Here is a 20,607-nt window from a genome sequence, read left to right as displayed (position 1 = left end):
CTACCTCAGCTTGGGGTCGAGGGCGTCGCGCACCGCGTCGCCGAGCATGATGAACGCGAGCACGGTGATCGCAAGCGCTCCGGCGGGCCAGAGCAGCATGTGCGGGGCGTTGCGGATGTACTGGGAGGCGGCCGAGATGTCGATGCCCCAGCTCACGGTCGGCGGCTTCAGGCCCACGCCGAGGTACGAGAGGGTCGCCTCCAGGGCGATGTACGTGCCCAGCGCGATGGTGGCGACCACGATCACCGGGGCGACCGCGTTCGGCGCGATGTGCCGCAGCAGCATCCGCGAGTTGGACGCTCCCAGGGCCCGCGCCGCCTGGACGTAGTCGTTCTGCTTGGCGGTGATGACGGAGCCGCGGGCGATGCGGGAGAGCTGCGGCCAGCCGAGCAGGACCATGAAGCCGATCACCGGCCAGACGGTGTTGCTGGTGACGACCGACAGGAGCACCAGGCCGCCGAGCACGACGGGGATGGCGAAGAAGACGTCGGTGATCCGGGAGAGGATCGCGTCCCAGAACCCGCCGAAGAACCCCGCGAGCCCGCCGAGCACGCTGCCCAGGATCGCGACACCGAGCGTGGCGCAGACGCCGACGGTGACCGAGGCGCGGGCCCCGTACACGGTCCGCGTGTAGACGTCGCAGCCCTGTCCGTCGAAGCCGAAGGGGTGGCCGGCGGTGGAGCTCTTCTGGGCGTTGGCGAGGTCGCAGTCGAGCGGGTTGCCGGAGGCGATCGCGGACGGCCAGAGCGAGATGAAGACGAGGAAGACGATGATGAGGCCCGAGATGATGAAGATCGGGTTGCGGCGCAGCTCGCGCCAGGCGTCGGACCACAGGCTGCGGGCGGGCCCCGTGCCGGCGGGACCGCCCGGCGTCTTCTCCAGCGTCGCCCCTTCGGTCGCCGCGAGGTCCATCGCGCCGCCCGCACCGGTCGGGGCGATGGCTCCGTCTGGCTCTCGGGGTTCAGGCATAGCGGATCCTCGGGTCGAGTACGGCGTACAGAAGGTCGACGATCAGGTTGGCCACCAGGAAGACCAGGACGAGGACGGTCACGAAGCCGACGACGGTCTGGGTGCTCTGGCGGAGGATTCCCTGATAGAGCTGGAAGCCGACGCCGTGGATGTTGAAGATCCGCTCGGTGACGATGGCGCCGCCCATCAGGGCGCCGATGTCCGTGCCGATGAAGGTGACCACCGGGATGAGTGAGTTGCGCAGCAGGTGCCGGGTGATGACGCGGCGCCTGGGCAGCCCCTTCGCGATGGCCGTGCGGACGTAGTCGGCGCGGCGGTTCTCGGCGATGGAGGTCCGGGTGAGCCGGGTGACGTACGCCAGGGAGACCGAGGCGAGCACGAGCCCGGGCACGATGAGTTCGTTGAGGGGCGCCTCCGAGGAGACGGAGGGTTTCATCACGCCCCATTCGACGCCGAGCAGCAGCTGGAGCAGCAGGCCGGTGACGAAGGTGGGGATCGCGATGACGACCAGCGTCAGGAGCAGGACGACGGTGTCGATGGGACGCCCGCGTCGCAGTCCGGTCACCACACCCAGCGAGATGCCGATGACGATCTCGAAGACGATCGCGACGAGCGTCAGGCGGATCGTGAGCGGGAAGGCGGTCGACATCAGCTCGGTGACCTTCTGCCCGTTGAAGGCGGTACCGAAGTCACCGGTGAAGACATTGCCCATGTAGGTCGCGTACTGCTGCCACACGGGCTTATCGAGGCCGAACTCCTTCTTCAGCTGTTCGGCCGTCGCGGGGTCGCACTTTCGGTCCCCGCACAGGCCCGCGATGGGATCGCCCATCACGTTCACCATCAGGAAGATCAGCAGTGTGGCGCCGAAGAAGACCGGGATCATCTGCAGCAGACGCCGGATCACATAACGTCCCATGAAGGGCTCCGGAAGTAATGGGAGCGGTCGTCCGGCACGTTTCGCCGGACGACCGCTCCCTGGGCCTCAGCTGACCTTGATCTCGTTGTAGACGGGCACGCTGAACTGGTTCAGCGCCACGTCGGAGACCTTGTCCGAGTAGCCGGCGCTGCCGTTCTGGTACCAGAGCGGAATGACCGCCATCTGCTCGGCGAGCACCTTCTCGGCGTCCTGGAAGGTGGAGACGGCCTTCCCGGTGTCGGTCTCGGCGTTGGCCTTGTCGACGAGCTTGTCGAATTCCTCGTTCGACCATTTGCCGTCGTTGGACGGGGCGTCCGTGTAGTACAGCGGCTGGAGGAAGTTCTGGATCAGCGGGTAGTCCATCTGCCAGCCCGCGCGCCAGGCGCCGTCCAGCTTCTGCTGGGAGGCCTTGCTGCGGAAGTCGGCGAACGTGCCGACCGGACTTCCGACGCAGGACTTGTCGTTCCCGAGGGCCTTGTTGATGGAGTTGCAGACGGCGTCGACCCATTCCTTGTGCGAGCCGGTGTCCGCGTTGTACGTGATCTTCAGCGTGCCGCCGGGGATGCCGCCGCCGTCCGCGATCAGCTTCTTCGCCTTGGCCGCGTCGTACGTGCAGGGGTCGCCGCAGAGCCCGGACTTGTAGCCGCCGGCCTCGCCGAGCACCGGCGATGTCCAGTCGGTGGCCGGGGTGCGGGTCTTCTGGAAGATGGTCTCGGTGATCTGCTCACGGTTGATCGCCATCGAGAGTCCCTGGCGGACCTTCTCCATTCCGTCCTTCGACCACTTGCTGTCGTAGAAGGGGAAAGCGAGGGTCTGGATGATGCCCGCCGGGGTGTTGATGTAGCGGTCACCCAGGTCGTTCTTGGCGTTCTTGAGCTGCGAGGCGGGAACGTCGTCGACGAGGTCGAGGTTGCCCGCCATCAGGTCCGTGTAGGCGGTGTTGTTGTCGGTGTAGACCTTGAGGTCCACACCGCCGTTCTTCGCCTTGTCGTCCCCGCTGTAGCCGTCCCATTTCCGCAGGGACATCTTGGATCCCTTGGCGTACGAGTCCACGGTGTACGGACCGTTTCCGACGGGCTTGGCGAGCCATGCGTCGTGGTCGTCGTAGAACGCCTTGGGCAGCGGCGCGAAGGCCGGGTAGCCGAGGGTCTTGGGCCAGGTGGAGAACTTCTGCGTGAGCTTCACGGTGAAGCTGGTGTCGTCGACGACCTTCAGCCCGGAGAGCGTCTCGGCACTGGCGTCGCCCTTCTCCGGGTGGACCTTGTCGTAGCCCTCGATATAGCCGAAGAAGTAGGCGTTCTTCTGGTTGTTCTTCAGGTGGGCGCCGTAATTCCAAGCATCGACGAAGGACTTCGCGGTGACCTTCTCGCCGTTGCTGAACTTCCAGCCGTCCTTGATCTTCACGGTGAAGTTCTGCGAGTCCTTGGTGTCGATCTTTTCGGCGACCATGTTCTTGGCCTCGCCGGTCTTCGGGTCGTAGCGCATGAGACCCCGGAAGAGCATGTCGAGCACCTTGCCGCCCTGCACCTCATTGGTGTTGGCGGGCTCCAGCGGGTTCTGCGGATCCCCCCAGGAGGAACCCACGATCCCGGAGCCGTCGCCGCCACCGCCGCTGTCCCCGCCTCCACCGCAGGCGGTCGCCGCGAGGGCGACGGTCACCGCACATGCGGCCCACTTGGCGTGCGTGGCTCCACGCATGGAGAGCCTCCCTTTCAGGCCTGAGTCAGACTTAGGCCCAAATACACCCCAATGCAGGGTGCTGCGCATCTTTATGGGGGCTTTCCGAGGCTAGTAGGCCTGGGGAAACCCCCGGATGCCCCATGGGGATGACCAACAAGCGGCGAGCAGCGGGAAGCCCCCTCGCTACGCTCGAACCATGGAGTACGCGAAGATGCGCGCGATCGCCGAGGAGCTCGGAGCCTATGCCGAGAACCTTGAGGGCACCTGGCATGTAGAGATCGGGCCTTCGGGCCCGATACTGGCCATGATGTGCCCCTCGAAGCGCCACGAGGGCACGGTTCGCCGCATCTGCAAGCAGCTGGACAGACAGCTCCTCGTCACCCACCCCGGCTACATCTGTGCCAACGGCCCCGAGATCGAGCACCCCTCCATCGGCCGCATGCGCCGCCCCGACGCCCTCGTGATCCCCGAGACCGTGCTCGACGAGGAGGGCATCGCGGTGGATGCCACTCAGGTACTTGCCGTCATCGAGATCGTCTCCCCGTCCAACCCGAACAACGACTACGGCGAGAAGCTGACCGAGTACCCCGCCATGGGCATCGACCACTACATGATCGTCGACCCACGGACCGGCACGATCGAAGTCCACTCGGAGCCGTGTGCCGGCCGCTACCGGAACAAGGAGCCGTACATCTTCGGCGACGAGGTGCCGTTCGGCCCCTGGACGGTGGAGACCGCCGCGTTCCGGCGCTACGAAAAGCCAGGGAACGTCGAGAGCTAAGAGCCCCGCTGGTCCGAGGCGAGCCGCGCGTGCAGCTCGACGTCGTAGCGGACTCCCTCGTACGCGAGCTTCTGCCGCTGCAGGCCCTCCGCCGTGAAGCCGGCGGCCCTGGCCACCCGGCAGGACGCCGGGTTGTTGACCCGGTGGCCCAGCTCGAGCCGGAAGAGCCCCAGCTCGCCGAAGGCCCACCGCGCCAGCGCATCGCACCCGTACGTCGCCACGCCGCGCCGCCGCGCCGAAGGCAGCGTCCAGTACGACACCCAGCCCGTCGCGTGGACGTGGTTCACGGCGCCCACGGCGACATTGCCCAGCGGAGTGCCTTCCCCGTCGACCACCGCGAAGGCGTACGCGATCCCGGCGCGCTCCTCTTGCTCACGCCGCGCGATCCAACGGGACGCGCTCTCACGGGAGTCGACCGGCTCGTCGGACTGCCGGGACATCCCCGGGGCGGCCAGGGCGGCGAGCACGGCGCCGGCGTCCCGCTCCGTCCAGGGCCGAAGGCTAAGCACGACGCCCCGCCCCACTCCCCCGGACGCGGCCCGCGTCACCCACGCCCATCCGACTCCGCCTCCACCTCCACCACGGACACCCGGCCACGCCACCGCTCGCGTTGCCGGGCGGTGGCGGTCTTTTCACTGTAGTACTCCGTCCCGAACTGGACGGGGGCGCCCGGAACCGAGTGGTTCCGGGCGCCCCCGTCGTGTCCGGCCAGAGGCCGAGGGTGAGGTTACGCCGCGTGCACGACGTCCTTCTCCTCCGCGAAGTGGCACGCCGACTCGTGGGCCGCCGGGGTGTCCTGGCCCGCGAACCGCTGCGGGATCGCGAGCAGCGGGGTCTCCTCCGCGCACTTCGCCTCCGCCTTCCAGCAGCGGGTGCGGAAGCGGCAGCCCGAGGGCGGGTTCGCGGGGGACGGCACGTCACCGGTGAGGATGATGCGCTCGCGGCCCTCGCGGGCCTCCGGGTCCGGCACCGGGACAGCCGACAGGAGCGCCTGCGTGTACGGGTGCGTCGGGTGCTCGTAGATCTGCTCGTCCGAGCCGATCTCCGCCATCTTGCCGAGGTACATCACGCCCACGCGGTCCGAGATGTGCCGGACGATCGACAGGTCGTGCGCGATGAAGAGGTAGGAGAGGTTGAACTCGTCCTGCAGCTTCTCCATCAGGTTGATGACCTGGGCCTGGACGGACACGTCCAGGGCCGAGACCGGCTCGTCGCAGATGATGATCTCGGGGTTGAGGGCCAGACCGCGCGCGATGCCGATGCGCTGGCGCTGGCCGCCCGAGAACTGGTGCGGGTAGCGGTTGATGTACTCCGGGTTCAGGCCCACCACGTCCAGGAGGTCCTGGACCTTCCGGCGGCGCGAGCCCTTGGGAGCCACCTCGGGGTGGATCTCGAAGGGCTCCCCGATGATGTCGCCCACCGTCATACGCGGGTTGAGCGAGGTGTACGGGTCCTGGAACACCATCTGGATGTTGCGGCGCACCGCCTTCAGGGCGCGCCCCGACAGCTTGGTGATGTCCTGGCCCTTGTAGAAGACCTCGCCGGCCGTGGCGCGCTCCAGGGTCATCAGGAGCTTGGCGACCGTGGACTTGCCACAGCCGGACTCGCCCACGATGCCCAGGGTCTCGCCCTGGTAGAGGTCGAACGAGATGCCGTCGACCGCCTTGACCGCGCCGACCTGCTTCTTGATCAGGACGCCTTGGGTCAGCGGGAAGTGCTTCACCAAGTTGCGGACCTGGAGGATGGGCTCGCCGCGCTCGACCGGTGCCTCGATGGCCGCGACGGCCTCCTCGGCGGTGGCGGCGTCGACCGTTTCCACCTCGGAGACGTTCGGGGTGGCGTCGGCGGGCTCGTCCGTCTTCTTGAGCGGCTCAGCCATGGATCGTCTCCTTCCAGAAGTGGCACGCGCTGCCGCGGCCCGGCAGCTCCGTGCCGTCCTGCTCGCTCACCGGCACCAGGGCCGGGACGTCCGTACGGCAGATGTCCTGCGCCTTGGGGCAGCGCGGGTTGAAGGCACAACCGGACGGAATGTGGAGCAGGTTGGGCGGCAGGCCCTTGATCGCGTAGAGCTCCTGGCCCTTCTGGTCGAGCCGGGGAATCGACTCGAGCAGACCGCGCGTGTACGGGTGCGCGGGGCGCTTGTAGAGCTCGTGGACCGGGGCCGTCTCGACGATCCGGCCCGCGTACATCACCGCGATCTTGTCGGCGACGTCCGCGACCACACCCAGGTCGTGGGTGATGAGGATCAGGCCCATGTTGTACTCGCGCTGAAGATCCGCGAGCAGGTCCATGACCTGGGCCTGGACCGTCACGTCGAGCGCCGTGGTGGGCTCGTCCGCGATGATCAGGTCCGGCTCCAGGGCGAGCGCCATCGCGATCATGATGCGCTGGCGCATACCGCCGGAGAACTGGTGCGGGTAGTCGTTCACCCGCTCCTTGGCCGCCGGGATCTTGACCTTGTCCATCAGCTCGATGGCCTTGGCCTTGGCCTGCTTGCGCGACATTCCCTCGTGCACCCGGAACATCTCGCCGAGCTGGTAGCCCACCGAGAGAACGGGGTTGAGGGAGGACAGCGCGTCCTGGAAGATCATGGCGATCTTGCGACCGCGGATCTTCCTGCGCTCCTCGTTGGACATCTTCAGCATGTCCTGGCCGCGGAAGACGATCTCGCCCTGCGGGATCTTGCCGGGCGGCATGTCGAGGATGCCCATGATGGCCTGGGCCGTCACGGACTTGCCGGAGCCGGACTCACCGAGGACCGCGAGCGTCTCGCCCGCGTCCACGCTGTAGTTGACTCCGTTGACCGCCTTGACCACACCATCACGGGTGTGGAACTCGACGTGCAGGTCCTTGACGTCCAGCAGCCTGCCGCTCTTTTCCTCACCCGAGCGGGGGGCGGGAACCGAGTTTTCCTTGATGTCGATGCTGGTCATTTACGCCTCCCTCAGCGCAGCTTCGGGTCGAGGGCTTCGCGTACGGCGTCACCCATCATGATGAACGCCAGCACCGTGATACTCAGCATTCCCGCCGGGAAGATCAGCGTGTGCGGGTTGTTGCGGATGTCGTCCAGCGAGTCGGAGATGTCACTGCCCCAGGAGAACTCGTCGCCGCCGAAGCCGAGACCGAGGAAGGACAGCGTCGACTCCGCGACGATGTACGTACCGAGGGCGATGGTCGCGATGACGATCACCGGAGCCAGCGCGTTCGGCAGGATGTGCCGGAACAGGATCCGCTTGGTGTCCGCGCCGAGCGCCCGCGCCGCCACCACGTAGTCCGCGTGCTTGGTCGTGATGACCGCACCGCGCATCACGCGGGCGATCTGCGTCCAGCCGAGGAAGGCGAGCGCGCCGGTGATCACCCAGACGTTCGGGTTGGAGAACGCGTTCAGGATGACCATCGCGCCGAGCAGGAACGGGATACCGAAGAAGATGTCCACGATCCGCGAGAGCAGGCTGTCCCAGAAGCCGCCGAAGTAGCCGGCGAGCATGCCGACCAGGCCACCGAAGAGGGTGATCAGGATCGTCACCCCCATGCCGACCATGATCGAGTTCCGCGTTCCGTAGACCACCCGGGCGTAGATGCTGCGCCCCTGGCGGTCGTAGCCGAACCAGTCGGCCTGGAAGAAGTGGGTGAGGTTCGGCTTCTCGAGGAAGTGCTTGGTCAGATCGCCGTACCGGGGGTCGGCGCTGGTGAACAGGCTCGGGAAGGCCGCCAGCAGGATCACCAGGATGATCAGGGCCGTGGCCGCCAGGAACATGGGCCGGCGGCGCAGGTCGCGCCAGGCGTCTCCCCACAGGCTGCGCGGCTTGCTGGCCGTGCTCGCGGAGTCGTCCGCCTTGGCGTCGGCTTCGACGATGGCCACGGCCTGCGCCTCGTCCGTGGCCGGGGTCTTGGTGAGGTCAGGCATAACGGATCCTCGGGTCCAGGACCGCGTAAAGCAGGTCGACGAGCAGGCTGGCGAGGAGGTACACGAGCACCAGGACGGTCACGATGCCGACGATGACGGCGCCCTCTCGCTGGCTCAGCGCCTTGAAGAGAAGGTTGCCGACGCCGGTCACGTTGAAGATGCCCTCGGTGATCACCGCACCACCCATGAGGGTGCCGATGTCCGTGCCCAGGTAAGTGACCACGGGTATGAGGGAGTTGCGCAGCAGGTGCCGGGAGATGATGCGCTGCCTCGGCAGTCCCTTGGCGACCGCCGTGCGGATGTAGTCCGCCTGCCGGTTCTCCGCGATGGACGTACGGGTCAGGCGCGCCACGTAGGCGAGACCGACCAGGCCGAGCACGAGCGCGGGCAGCAGAAGTTGGGTGAACTCCTCGGAGTCCTGGACCGTGGGCGTCACCCAGCCGAGTTCGTTGCCGAAGATCAGCTGGAGGAACAGTCCGAACACGAAGATCGGGACGGAGATCACCAGCAGGGTGAACAGCGTCACCGTGTTGTCGATGAACCGGCCGCGCTTCACACCTGCCAGGACGCCGAGGCCGATACCGACGATCAGCTCGAAGGTCCACGCCATGGCGGCGAGACGCATCGAGACCGGGAAAGCCTGCGTGATCTCGTCAAGAATGGGTCTGTTTCCAGCGATGGTGTTGCCGAAGTCTCCCTGCAGCAATCCCCACATGTAGTGCAGATACTGCTGCCACAGCGGCAGATCAAGTCCGCGGTCGTGCTTGATCTGTGCGACCTGTGCCGGGTCCGGCGGCTTGTCGCCCCACAGCGCCGCGACCGGGTCGCCGGGGAGCACATTGACCATCAGGAAGATCAGCAGGGTTGTCCCGATGAAGACCGGGATCATCTGGAGCAGTCGCCTCGCGACGTAGCGCCCCATGGTGGTGCCTCCGTCCATTGCGGAGCCCCCCGTCAGCGACGCCCGGGATCGCCGGGCGTCGCTGACGGGAACGGACTCCGACGACTACTACTTCTTCTCGAAGACCTGGACCTGCGTGAGGATCGGGTCGCCTGCCTGGTCGAACTCCATGCCCTTCACGTTGTTCGAGTACGCGGAGAGCGTCTTGTTGTACCAGAGCGGGATGCCCGGGAAGCTGTTCTGCAGAGACTTCTCAGCCTCGCCGTACAGCTTGGCGGACTCGTCGATGGTCTTCGCCGCGTCGGCCTTCTTGGTCAGCGCGTCGAACTTCTTGTCCGAGAAGCCGCCCTTGTTGCCGTCGACGCCGGTGCCGTAGAGGTCGGCGAGGAAGTTGCCGTTGAACGGGTAGTCGAGCACCCATCCGGAGCGGTAGATCGACTTGACCTTCTTCTGGTCACGGATCTCCGTGTCGGCCGCGAAGTCGGTCACCGCGTCGCCGACGCACTTGACGCCGGTCGAGTTGGTGATGCTGTTGCAGACCGCGACGACCCAGTCCTTGTGCGGCTGGTCGGCGTTGTACTGGATGGAGATCTTGTTGCCCGGGACGCCGCCGCCTTCCTTGATGAGGGCCTTGGCCTTCTTGGCGTCGAACTTGCAGTACTCGCCGCAGGCGTCCTTCTGGTAGCCCTTGACGCCCTTGGCGACCCAGCCGGTGGCCGACTCACGCGTGCCGTGGAACACGGTCTTGGCGATGGTGTCGCGGTCGATCGCCATCGACAGGCCCTGCAGGACCTTGACGTCGATGTCCTTCCACTGCTTGGTGTAGAAGGCCGGGTTGATCGTGTTGATCGCCGAGAAGTCCTGCTCGATCGCGCGGTCGCCGAAGTCCTGCTTGAAGTTGGCGTTCTCGCTGTTCGGCACGATCGGCATCGAGTCGACGTTGTCCGACTTCAGGTCGGCGTAGGCCGCCGTGTCCTTGGTGTAGGCCTTGAAGTCGATGCCGCCGTTCTTCGGCTTCTCGCCCTTGTACCCACCCCACGTGCGGACCTGGATGAGCTTCTTGTGGTCCCACTTCGCGAACTTGTACGGGCCGTTGCCGACCGGCGCCTCGCCGTACTTCTTCGGGTCCTTCAGCGCGGCCGAGGGCAGCGGGTAGAAGGGCGCGTAGACGAGCTTGTACGCGTAGTACGGGATGCCGTTGTTCAGCGTGATGGTGAAGGTGTTGTCGTCGACGACCTTCAGACCCTCCATCGCCTTGGCCTTGGCCTTCCCCTTCTCGGGGTGGACCTTGTCGTAGCCGACGATGTCGCGGTACCAGGAACTGTTCTGCTGACCGTTGGCCGGGTTGGCGGCCCAGTTCCAGGCGTCCACGTACGACTTCGCGGTGACGGCCTCACCGTTGTGGAACTTCCAGCCCGACTTCAGCTTGACGGTCCACACCTTCGAGTCCTTGTCGGGGGTGACCGACTCGGCGTTCTCGTAGGTGATGTTGCCCTGCTTGTCGTAGTGGACCAGGCCCGTGAAGAGCGAGTCGATGACGACGCTTCCGTACGCCTCCATGGTGTTGGAAGGCTGCAGGGCGTTCTGCGGCTCGCCGTTCGCGTAGCTGACGATCCCCTTGGGGTCGACCTTGCCACTGTTGCCGCCGCTGTCGCTGTCGCCGCCGCAGGCCGTTGCCGTCAGCGCCACGACACCCGCTATCGCGACCCACTTGGCGCTCTTGGCACCACGCATGGGGTTCCTCCTCATGAGTCCACTTGTTCACTACAAGAGGGGGTACAAGAAACCGCGCCGACACCCCTGACGGCGCGTAGATCGAAGTACCCCAGAGTGCTCGTGAGTCGGCGCTCCCCACAGCGCGTGACCCATTGACCCGAGCTATACGCGGTCAACTATTAGCCATGAGGTACCGCCCGACCACACTCTTTTGGTCTCGGTTCAATCACACCTGGTGCGTACAACTTCCAAAATCCGGACAAACCGATCCGAGATAGATGGTTGCGAAACGGACGTGTTACACATCTAACGGTCAACGGTGTCCGTATTCCGGACAGATGGCCCAGGAAAACCGGTTGCGGCGGACCGCCGCGGAGCCGACTCGCGGCGTCTTCGGGGGCGGCTCTGTGGACGCGCGTAGATGCGCGGAGCGTCGCCGACGGGGCCCGACCCCCGCCCCCGAGGTCTGGGCCAGCGTAGTGCCGCTGAGGGCCCCGCAAGGGGGTAACCCCCGCAGACGCACGAGAGGCCGGTCCCCGCCGCTCCCGGAGGGAGGGACGGAAACCGGCCTCTGATGCCGAATTCGCCGAGCGTCAGCGGCAGTTGTGCCGGGCCCGGACCAAGCGCGAAGCTTTAGCCGCGCTTTGCTCCGGCCTTAGCCGTGCTTGGCGCGCGAGGCGGTGCGGCCGCGCTGCTTGGCGTCCAGGACGACCTTGCGGATACGCACGGTCTCCGGGGTCACCTCGATGCACTCGTCGTCGCGGCAGAACTCCAGGGACTGCTCGAGCGACAGCTTGCGGGCGGGCACGACGTTCTCGGTCGTGTCCGCGGAAGCCGCACGCATGTTGGTGAGCTTCTTCTCCTTGGTGATGTTCACGTCCATGTCGTCGGCGCGCGAGTTCTCGCCGACGATCATGCCCTCGTACACCTCGGTGCCGGCCTCGGTGAAGATGACACCGCGCTCCTGGAGGTTGACCATGGCGAACGGCGTGACCGAGCCCGAGCGGTCCGCGACGAGCGAGCCGTTGTGACGGGTGCGCAGGTCGCCGAACCACGGCTCGTGACCCTCGAAGATCGAGTGCGCGATGCCGGTGCCGCGGGTCTGGGTCAGGAACTCCGTACGGAAGCCGATGAGGCCACGCGACGGAACGATCCACTCCATGCGGATCCAGCCGGAGCCGTGGTTGGTCATCGTCTCCATGCGGCCCTTGCGGGTCGCCATCAGCTGCGTGATGGCGCCGAGGTGCTCCTCGGGCGAGTCGATCGTCATGCGCTCGATCGGCTCGTACGTCTTGCCGTCGATCTGCTTGGTGACGACCTCGGGCTTGCCGACGGTCAGCTCGAAGCCCTCGCGGCGCATCTGCTCGACCAGGATGGCGAGCGCGAGCTCACCACGGCCCTGGACCTCCCAGGCGTCGGGACGCTCGGTGTCCAGGACACGGAGCGAGACGTTACCGATGAGCTCCTTGTCCAGACGGTCCTTCACCTGGCGGGCGGTGACCTTGTGGCCCTTGCCGCCCTTGCCGACGAGCGGCGAGGTGTTGGTGCCGATGGTCATGGAGATCGCGGGCTCGTCGACCGTGATCAGCGGGAGCGCGATCGGGTTCTCGGGGTCGGCGAGGGTCTCACCGATCATGATCTCCGGGATACCGGCGATGGCGCAGATGTCACCGGGGCCCGCCTTCTCGGCGGGCTTGCGGGTGAGCGCCTCGGTCATCATCAGCTCGGTGATGCGGACGTTGGACTGCGACCCGTCGCGCTTGATCCACGTGACGGTCTGGCCCTTGCGCAGCTCGCCCTGCTCGACACGGCAGAGGGCGATACGGCCGAGGAAGTTGTCGGCGTCCAGGTTCGTGACGTGAGCCTGGAGCGGGGCCTCCTCGTCGTACTCCGGAGCCGGGACGGTCTCCAGGATCGTGGAGAAGAACGGCTCCAGGTTCTCGCTGTCGGCCGGGACGGTGCCGTCCTCCGGCTTGGTCAGCGAGGCGACGCCGTCACGGGCGCAGGCGTAGACGATCGGGAACTCGATCTGGTCCTCGTCAGCGTCGAGGTCCAGGAAGAGGTCGTACGTCTCGTCGACGACCTCGGCGATGCGCGAGTCCGGTCGGTCCGTCTTGTTGATGCACAGGATGACCGGCATCTTGGCCGCGAGGGCCTTGCGGAGCACGAAGCGGGTCTGGGGCAGCGGGCCCTCAGAGGCGTCCACGAGGAGGACGACCGCGTCCACCATCGACAGGCCGCGCTCGACCTCGCCACCGAAGTCGGCGTGGCCGGGGGTGTCGATGATGTTGATGGTGATGACGTCTCCGCCATCCTTGGGGTGGTACTTGACGGCCGTGTTCTTGGCCAGGATCGTGATGCCCTTCTCACGCTCCAGGTCGTTCGAGTCCATCATGCGGTCGTCGAGGGACTCGGCTGCATGCGCGGCGAAGGAGCCGGCCTGCTTGAGCATGGCGTCGACCAGGGTGGTCTTGCCGTGGTCGACGTGGGCGACGATGGCAACATTACGAATGTCATGGCGCGTGGGCATACGAGCTGCGCTTCTCCCGGGAAGAGTGGATGGCCGCGCGTACGGTCTGGCACGCGTGCCCTGCCGGGCAGAACACGCCACGGCCTCACCCCAGTCTACGGCCCTTACGTGGAGGTCACCTCCGCGGGGCCCTCCTATCCAGCCTGACCTGGGGTTATAAGGGGTATCAGGGGGTGCTGGGCCCGTGCGGGGGCGTGGGGGGAGAACGTACAGGTCAATGGGTGGAAACGACCTTGCCCGCCGGAGGCGCCGGCGGGCAAGGGAGTTGAGCGGAATCTGAGCCTGACCTGCGGCGGAGCTACTTCGCGGCCGGCTTGCCCGAGGGTTTCGCGCCCGGCTTCAGGAAGCCCATGTCCTCGAAGTTCGGGGACTGGAAGCCGAACGCGCCCGCGTTCGCGAGGTTCGTGCGGGCCGCCATCAGCTGGGGGCGCTGATAGAGGGGGATGGAACCGGCCTCGGCCCAGATGCGGGCGTCCGCCTTCTTGACCAGGGCGCGGCTCTCGTCCTCGTCCAGCTCCCCCATCGCCTGATCGAACAACTGGTCGATGTGGTCCGTACCGACCCGCGTGTAGTTCTGCTCGACGTTCAGCGAACCGTCCGCGGCCGGCACCGGCTTGGCGAAGATCGGGCGCGCGTCCGTGGCCGGGAAGGCCGAGGCGGGCCAGGAGTAGAGGGCGAGGTCGTACTGACCGGACGCGATGTGGTCCTTGAAGTAGCTGTCGTCGGCGACCTTCGCCGTCTCCGTACGGATGCCGATCTTCTCCAGCATCCGCGAGATCCGGTCGGCCACCGTCCGCAGCGACTCCGAGCCCTCGCCGGACGGCAGGACGAAGCGGAGGGTGAGGGGCTTGCCGTCCTTCGCCATGGGGCCGCCCGCCGCCGGGGTCGCCGCGGCGGGCGCCGCGGTGCCCTTGGGGGCGTACGCGCCGGGCGCACCGCCCTTCGCGGCCTGCTTGTCGGCGCGCTTCTCCGCCTGCTGCTTGGCGTGCCCGCCGGGGTCCTTCTTCTTCTCCTTGTCCGCCTCGCGAGGAGCCGTGAGGGACGCCGCCTGGCGGGTCAGCGCCGCCTGCTGGTAGGCCGCCGCGGGAGCGGGCGCCAGCACCGAGGTGCCGCTGTCGCCCGGCTTCTGGTCGTCCTCGCCGACGACGTACGAACCGTCGTCATCCGAGTCCTCCCCCGCGTCCGCGTCGGACTCCGAGCCGGAGTCCCCCTTGGCCTTCTTGGCGTCGGCCTCACCGCCGGCCGTCTTCCCCTTGGGCTCCTTCAGCGGACCGCCCGGCGTCCACCCCGCGTCGGCGAGCAGCGCCCGCGCCTCGGTGGTGTCCTGGTCGCCCAGGGCCCCGCTGTTGTCCGCGTACGCCTGCTGCCCGGCGAGCGCCAGATGGCTGCCGACCGGTTTGGCGGGCAGGCCCAGCGGCGAGAGGACCGCCTTGGCGAGCTCGTCGCGGTCGAGGGCGCGGGCCACCGCGCGCCGCACCCGGTCGTCGGCGAGCGGGCCCTCGGTGCCGTTGAGGGCGAGCTGGGTGTAGGCCGGTTCGAGGGACTTGCGGACGGTGTAGCCCCGCAGGCCCGACTGCTCGGTGGCGTACTTCTTGATCGCCTTGTGGGTCTTCGCGCGGACCTCCTGCTCGCTGTCGGCCGCTTCCTCGTCGGAGCCGTTGGCGATCGCCCAGGAGCGCAGCGCCTTGGCCGGGGTCAGCCGCGCCTCGGGGCCGTGGGCGAGCGGACCCTGGGCGCCCTGGTCGCGCGCCGCGTTCGTGATGCGTCGCGCCTCCGGGGCGTCGATCTCCGCGAGGTCGACCTTGCCCTGCGCGAGCGCGGACGCCCGCTCGTCGCGCGGCACCTCCCGCAGGACGACCTTGGAGAGCTTGGCGGGCCTGCCCCACCAGCGGGGGTTGCGGACCAGCGTGACCTCGTCCGCCTTGCTGTCGAAGTCCTGCACCGCGAAGGGGCCCGCGCTCACCTTGAGCTTGCGCCGCGCACCGTCGTTGAAGGTGTCAGGAGTGCCCATGACCTCCTTCGGATACAGCGGCGAGAAGAGCGAACGCCAGTCCGCGTACGGCTTGTTGAAGGTGACGCGCACCTCCAGGTTGTTCTCGCCGCGCTCGATCTTCTCGATGCGGTCGTAGCCCGCGTTGCGTGCCGTCCAGTACGCGCTGTCCTTCCCGGACAGGGCGCGCTGCTGCGCCGCGAAGTCGTCGGCCCCGATCTCCCGGCCGTCGCTCCACACCGCCTGCTGGTTGAGCTTGTAGAGCACGACCTGCTTGGGCTCGCGCTCGACGACCTTCGCCGACTCCAGGAAGTCGGCGTTCTGCTGCGCCCTGCCCTGTGCGTCGAGGCGGAACATCGACGGCAGGACCGCGCCCGCGATCCGCGACGTGCCCGCGTCGGCGTCCGACTGGAAGGAGTTGAGGGTCTCCGGCATCGCGTCGACGGCCCAGTTCATGGTCCCGCCGTCGGCGACGAGGTCCCGGGCCGCGGGCGCGACGTCCTGACCGGCGGTCGGGGCGCCCGCCTCGTCCTGAGAGCTGCAGGCGGCGAGGGCGGGCAGAGCCAGCACGCCCGTGGCGAGGAACACGGCAGATCTCAGTCTGGCGCGGTCTGGGGTCATGGCGGGTACCTCCGGGGCTCGCCCGGCCGCCCGCTACCAGGACCGGGGCCGGGTTTGATCACGTTTGGCGGTATATGGAGCTGATCACATCTATCGACCCACTGAAGGGGACGAGGTCCGGCACACGGGAGCGACACGGCGTGGGTGCGTCAGATCCCACTCGTGCGGCCCAACCAGGCGTGACCGAGCGTGACGACGGCGGTCGACAGCGGAGGACGGGCAGTCACGTGCGCCCCGAGGCGCGGCCGTGACGGCGGCGTGCACCCCGGCGCGTTTCAGCGCGTACGAGCCGGGAATCCCGGCAGATCCCTTCACAAGCCGGGATGTGACGCGCGACACTCGCAGGCGCATGAACGTTGCCGCCGCACCCCTGAAGTGAGGGCAAGTCATGGCTCTGCAGGATGATCTGACGGCTGTTCAGCGATGCGTCGACGATCTGGTCCGCACCGTCGGCAAGCTGGAGCAGCAGGTCGGCGAGGGTTCCCAGGGTGGTCTTCCCGGACTCGACGTCCGCCGCGTCCGCACGGACGCCGACCACTTGCGCGAGAGCGTCGCGCTTCTTCGCGCCACGGCCCCCGATCCGGGCGCCGTCCCCCAGAAGAAGCGGCCCGACCTGGTCACCATCCCCGATACGCCGTACGACAGCTCTCTGTGGACGGACTCGGACGACGAGGGCCTCGGCGCGAGCGACCGGCATGCCCCTTGAGCCGGTGTGCACCTTGAACCGGTGGGACCCATGAACCGGCCCGCCCCATGACCCGGCACGCCGTCTTGAGGCGCCGCACCCGCCCTGAGCCCCGCCGCCGACCTGAGGACAGTCGACCGAAGGGCGGTCGCCGCGACGACCGCCGACGTGAGGACTGCCGATCTGAGGACAAAGGAGTGGAGCCTCGTTGGCCACTGGCACGGAACCCCATCTGAAAAGCGGTCAGGATTCCGGCGGCGTACGAGCGGCGACGCGCGCCGCGATCAGCGCTGCCCATCTGCGGACCGACCGCTGGTGGCTGGCGCCCGCCGCGACCGCCGCCGGCCTCTTCGCCTTCATCGTCTACTCGACGTGGCGGGCCTTCGCGAACGCGGACTACTACGCGGCCCCCTACGTCTCGCCGTTCTACTCGCCCTGCCTCGCCGAGAACTGCGAACCGATGCGGTCGGGCCCCAACTGGGAGATCTTCGGCAGCTGGTGGGGCCTCTCCCCCGCTCTGCTGATCCTGATCTTCCCGCTCGGCTTCCGCCTGACCTGCTACTACTACCGCAAGGCCTACTACCGCGGCTTCTGGGCCTCACCGCCCGCCTGCGCGGTGGCCGAGCCGCACAAGAAGTACTCCGGAGAGACCCGCTTCCCGCTCATCCTCCAGAACATCCACCGCTACTTCTTCTACGCGGCGGTTCCGGTGGCGGGCATCCTCACGTACGACACCGTGCTCTCGTTCCGCGATGAGCACTACGAGTGGGGCCACATGGGCCTCGGCACCCTCGTCTTCCTGGTCAACATCGTGCTGATCTGGGCGTACACGCTCTCCTGTCACTCCTGCCGGCACATCGTCGGCGGCAAGCTCAAGCACTTCTCCAAGCACCCCGTGCGCTACCGCATGTGGCAGTGGGTTGGAAAACTGAACGCACGGCACATGCTGCTCGCCTGGGCCTCCCTGGTGAGTGTGGCGCTCGCCGACTTCTACGTGTACCTGATCGCGTCCGGCGCCTTCGACGATCCGAGGTTGTTCTGATGTCTCAAGTGGAGCGGCAGCAGTGGGACGTTGTCGTGGTGGGAGCCGGAGGAGCGGGCCTGCGGGCCGCGATCGAGGCACGAGAACAGGGCGCGCGCACCGCCGTGATCTGCAAGTCCCTGTTCGGCAAGGCGCATACGGTGATGGCCGAGGGCGGCATCGCGGCCTCCATGGGCAACGTGAACTCCGGGGACAACTGGCAGGTCCACTTCCGCGACACCCTGCGCGGCGGCAAGTTCCTCAACCAGTGGCGGATGGCCGAGCTGCACGCGCAGGAAGCGCCCGACCGGGTCTGGGAGTTGGAGACCTGGGGCGCGCTGTTCGACCGTACGGCGGACGGGCGGATCTCCCAGCGCAACTTCGGGGGGCACGAATACCCCCGCCTCGCGCACGTGGGCGACCGGACCGGCCTCGAACTGATCCGCACGCTCCAGCAGAAGATCGTCTCCCTCCAGCAGGAGGACGAACGCGAATTCGGCGACTATGAAGCCCGCTTGAAGGTCTTCCAGGAGTGCACGGTCACCCGTGTGCTCAAAGAGGACGAGCGGGTCAGCGGCACGTTCTGCTACGACCGCGAGACCGGCCGCTTCTTCGTGCTCGAAGCCCCGAGTGTGGTCCTGGCGACCGGCGGCATCGGCAAGTCCTTCAAGGTGACGTCGAACTCGTGGGAGTACACCGGAGACGGCCACGCGCTCGCGCTGCTCGCCGGGGCGCCGCTCCTCAACATGGAGTTCGTGCAGTTCCACCCGACGGGGATGGTCTGGCCGCCCTCGGTGAAGGGCATCCTGGTCACCGAGTCGGTGCGCGGCGACGGCGGCGTACTGCGCAACTCCGAAGGCAAGCGGTTCATGTTCGACTACGTACCGGACGTCTTCAAGGAGAAGTACGCGCAGTCCGAGGACGAGGGCGACCGCTGGTACGAGGACCCGGACAACAACCGGCGGCCACCGGAGCTGCTGCCGCGCGACGAAGTGGCGCGCGCCATCAACTCCGAGGTGAAGGCGGGCCGCGGTTCGCCGCACGGCGGAGTCTTCCTGGACGTGTCGACGCGCATGCCCGCCGAGGTCATCAGGCGCCGACTCCCCTCCATGTACCACCAGTTCAAGGAGCTCGCGGACGTCGACATCACGGCCGAGGCCATGGAGGTCGGACCGACCTGCCACTACGTGATGGGCGGCATCGCGGTCGAGTCGGACACGGCGGCGGCCCAGCGCGTGCCGGGTCTGTACGCGGCCGGTGAGGTCGCCGGCGGCATGCACGGCTCCAACCGGCTCGGCGGCAACTCCCTCTCGGACCTGCTCGTCTTCGGCCGGCGCGCGGGCCTGCACGCCGCGCGGTACGCGGCCGGGTTCCCCGCGGCCGACGCGCGGCCCCAGGTGGACGAGGTCCAGGTGGACACGGCCGCGGCCGAGGCGCTGCGGCCGTTCAGCGCGGAGGGCCCCGAGGACGGGGCGACGCCGGAGAATCCGTACACCCTGCACCAGGAACTCCAGCAGACGATGAACGACCTGGTCGGCATCATCCGCCGCGAGGGCGAGATGGAACAGGCCCTGGAGAAGCTGGCGGAACTGCGGGTGCGGGCACGGCGGGCAGGCGTCGAGGGCCACCGCCAGTTCAACCCCGGCTGGCACCTCGCGCTCGACCTGCGCAACATGCTGCTCGTCAGCGAGTGCGTGGCGCGGGCCGCCCTGGAGCGCACGGAGAGCCGGGGCGGGCACACCCGCGAGGACCATCCGGGCATGAACCGCGAATGGCGCCGCGCGAACCTGCTCTGCCAACTCACCGATCCCTCCGGAGGGTTGGCGGCCACGGACCCCGTACGCGGCCAGATCGATCTGGTGCGGGTCACCACCGAGCCCATCCGTCCCGACCTGCTTGCTCTCTTCGAGAAGGAAGAGCTGGTCAAGTACCTGGCCGAAGAGGAGCTTTACGAGTGAGTACCGCTACGCCGAGTCCTTCGGCTTCTTCAGGTCCTTCAGGTCCTTCAGGTCCTTCGGGTCCGTCCAGCTCTTCGAGTACGTCGTACGACGCTCGGTTCCGGATCTGGCGCGGGGACATCGAGGGCGGCGACCTGGAGGACTTCAAGGTCGAGGTCAACGAAGGCGAGGTCGTCCTCGACATCATCCACCGCCTGCAGGCGACCCAGACGCCCGACCTGGCGGTGCGCTGGAACTGCAAGGCGGGCAAGTGCGGTTCGTGCTCGGCGGAGATCAACGGCCGACCACGGCTGATGTGCATGACGCGGATGTCGGTGTTCAGCCGCGAGGACGTCATCACGGTGACCCCGCTGCGGGCCTTCCCCGTGGTGCGGGACCTGGTGACGGACGTCGGCTTCAACTACACGAAGGCACGGGAAGTACCGGCCTTCGTGCCACCGGCGGACCTCGGTCCCGGCGAGTACCGCATGCAGCAGGCGGACGTGGACCGCTCCCAGGAGTTCCGCAAGTGCATCGAGTGCTTCCTGTGCCAGGACACGTGCCATGTGGTGCGTGACCACGAGGAGAACAAGGCGGCCTTCGCGGGCCCGCGTTTCCTGATGCGGGTCGCGGAGCTGGACATGCACCCGCTGGACGCGGCGGCCGAGAGCGGCCTCGACCGCAAGCAGACCGCCCAGGACGAGCACGGACTCGGGTACTGCAACATCACGAAGTGCTGTACGGAGGTGTGCCCCGAGGGCATCAAGATCACGGACAATGCCCTGATTCCCTTGAAGGAACGGGCAGTCGACCGGAAGTACGACCCGCTGGTGTGGCTCGGGAACAAGATCCGGCGGCGGGGGGAGAAGTAGCGCCGCTCCCGCGCTAGGGCGCGGCGTGGAGAGGCCTGGGGGTAATCCCCCAGGCCGAAGAGTCGAGATTTCCTCCATGGT

At 67.5% G+C, this 20,607-nt stretch carries 16 protein-coding genes; 5 read left to right on the top strand and 11 right to left on the bottom strand.

The window, feature by feature from the left end; genetic code table 11:
• The 3 genes from ACZ6ZP_RS26945 to ACZ6ZP_RS26935 all read right to left on the bottom strand — a co-directional run bounded on the left by ACZ6ZP_RS26945 (nucleotide 1) and on the right by ACZ6ZP_RS26935 (nucleotide 3,583).
• Complete coding sequence (locus tag ACZ6ZP_RS26945; protein WP_351163410.1) at nucleotides 1-969, bottom strand: ABC transporter permease; 969 nt, start codon at nucleotides 967-969, stop codon at nucleotides 1-3.
• Nucleotides 962-1,885 (bottom strand): ABC transporter permease, encoded by a 924-nt coding sequence (locus ACZ6ZP_RS26940; RefSeq protein WP_249587949.1) that lies wholly within the window; start codon nucleotides 1,883-1,885, stop codon nucleotides 962-964. The genes ACZ6ZP_RS26945 and ACZ6ZP_RS26940 overlap by 8 nt, the downstream gene beginning before the upstream one ends.
• 66 nt (nucleotides 1,886-1,951) lie before the next feature.
• Nucleotides 1,952-3,583: a peptide ABC transporter substrate-binding protein gene (locus ACZ6ZP_RS26935; protein WP_351163406.1), complete on the bottom strand. Its 1,632-nt coding sequence runs from the start codon at nucleotides 3,581-3,583 to the stop codon at nucleotides 1,952-1,954.
• A 178-nt stretch (nucleotides 3,584-3,761) separates the two neighbouring features.
• Here ACZ6ZP_RS26935 and ACZ6ZP_RS26930 point away from each other — a divergent pair, with 178 nt between their 5' ends.
• The gene (locus tag ACZ6ZP_RS26930; protein ID WP_361464446.1) at nucleotides 3,762-4,346 is read left to right on the top strand and encodes a Uma2 family endonuclease; all 585 of its coding nucleotides are present in this window, start codon (nucleotides 3,762-3,764) and stop codon (nucleotides 4,344-4,346) included.
• Here the strand turns inward: ACZ6ZP_RS26930 and ACZ6ZP_RS26925 are convergent.
• The 8 genes from ACZ6ZP_RS26925 to ACZ6ZP_RS26890 all read right to left on the bottom strand — a co-directional run bounded on the left by ACZ6ZP_RS26925 (nucleotide 4,343) and on the right by ACZ6ZP_RS26890 (nucleotide 16,011).
• A complete protein-coding gene (locus tag ACZ6ZP_RS26925) occupies nucleotides 4,343-4,855 on the bottom strand; it encodes a GNAT family N-acetyltransferase (protein WP_469408711.1) in 513 nt (170 codons plus the stop codon). The genes ACZ6ZP_RS26930 and ACZ6ZP_RS26925 overlap by 4 nt on opposite strands.
• A 218-nt stretch (nucleotides 4,856-5,073) precedes the next feature.
• The gene (locus tag ACZ6ZP_RS26920; protein WP_351163399.1) at nucleotides 5,074-6,225 is read right to left on the bottom strand and encodes an ABC transporter ATP-binding protein; all 1,152 of its coding nucleotides are present in this window, start codon (nucleotides 6,223-6,225) and stop codon (nucleotides 5,074-5,076) included.
• Entirely contained in the window at nucleotides 6,218-7,279 is a 1,062-nt protein-coding gene (locus ACZ6ZP_RS26915; RefSeq protein ID WP_351163397.1) for an ABC transporter ATP-binding protein, read from the bottom strand. Before ACZ6ZP_RS26915 ends, ACZ6ZP_RS26920 begins: the two co-directional genes overlap by 8 nt.
• An 11-nt stretch (nucleotides 7,280-7,290) precedes the next feature.
• A complete protein-coding gene (locus ACZ6ZP_RS26910) occupies nucleotides 7,291-8,253 on the bottom strand; it encodes an ABC transporter permease (RefSeq protein WP_351163394.1) in 963 nt (320 codons plus the stop codon).
• The gene (locus tag ACZ6ZP_RS26905) at nucleotides 8,246-9,175 is read right to left on the bottom strand and encodes an ABC transporter permease (RefSeq protein WP_351164011.1); all 930 of its coding nucleotides are present in this window, start codon (nucleotides 9,173-9,175) and stop codon (nucleotides 8,246-8,248) included. Before ACZ6ZP_RS26905 ends, ACZ6ZP_RS26910 begins: the two co-directional genes overlap by 8 nt.
• Before the next feature lie 87 nt (nucleotides 9,176-9,262).
• Nucleotides 9,263-10,888, bottom strand: coding sequence for a peptide ABC transporter substrate-binding protein (locus tag ACZ6ZP_RS26900; RefSeq protein ID WP_351163392.1), 1,626 nt, complete (start codon nucleotides 10,886-10,888; stop codon nucleotides 9,263-9,265).
• A 637-nt stretch (nucleotides 10,889-11,525) separates the two neighbouring features.
• Entirely contained in the window at nucleotides 11,526-13,400 is a 1,875-nt protein-coding gene (gene typA / locus ACZ6ZP_RS26895; protein WP_351163390.1) for a translational GTPase TypA, read from the bottom strand.
• A gap of 298 nt (nucleotides 13,401-13,698) precedes the next feature.
• A complete protein-coding gene (locus ACZ6ZP_RS26890; RefSeq protein WP_351163388.1) occupies nucleotides 13,699-16,011 on the bottom strand; it encodes an ABC transporter family substrate-binding protein in 2,313 nt (770 codons plus the stop codon).
• A gap of 388 nt (nucleotides 16,012-16,399) precedes the next feature.
• Between ACZ6ZP_RS26890 and ACZ6ZP_RS26885 the strand changes: the two genes are divergently transcribed.
• From ACZ6ZP_RS26885 to ACZ6ZP_RS26870, 4 genes are all read left to right on the top strand, one after another.
• Nucleotides 16,400-16,717 carry a hypothetical protein gene (locus ACZ6ZP_RS26885; RefSeq protein ID WP_351163386.1) on the top strand — a complete coding sequence of 106 codons (318 nt, stop codon included), beginning with the start codon at nucleotides 16,400-16,402 and terminating at the stop codon, nucleotides 16,715-16,717.
• A gap of 187 nt (nucleotides 16,718-16,904) precedes the next feature.
• Nucleotides 16,905-17,738 carry a hypothetical protein gene (locus ACZ6ZP_RS26880; protein WP_351163384.1) on the top strand — a complete coding sequence of 278 codons (834 nt, stop codon included), beginning with the start codon at nucleotides 16,905-16,907 and terminating at the stop codon, nucleotides 17,736-17,738.
• Nucleotides 17,738-19,675, top strand: a complete 1,938-nt coding sequence (locus ACZ6ZP_RS26875; protein ID WP_361464453.1) for a fumarate reductase/succinate dehydrogenase flavoprotein subunit — start codon at nucleotides 17,738-17,740, stop codon at nucleotides 19,673-19,675. Before ACZ6ZP_RS26880 ends, ACZ6ZP_RS26875 begins: the two co-directional genes overlap by 1 nt.
• Entirely contained in the window at nucleotides 19,672-20,526 is an 855-nt protein-coding gene (locus ACZ6ZP_RS26870) for a succinate dehydrogenase/fumarate reductase iron-sulfur subunit (protein WP_361464455.1), read from the top strand. The genes ACZ6ZP_RS26875 and ACZ6ZP_RS26870 overlap by 4 nt, the downstream gene beginning before the upstream one ends.
• Nucleotides 20,527-20,607 lie beyond the last annotated feature (81 nt).

It is taken from the genome of Streptomyces sp. NPDC054047 (assembly GCF_055585065.1).
The sequence above is the reverse complement of the archived record's forward strand: the minus strand, read 5'-3'. Positions and strand labels throughout refer to the sequence as shown.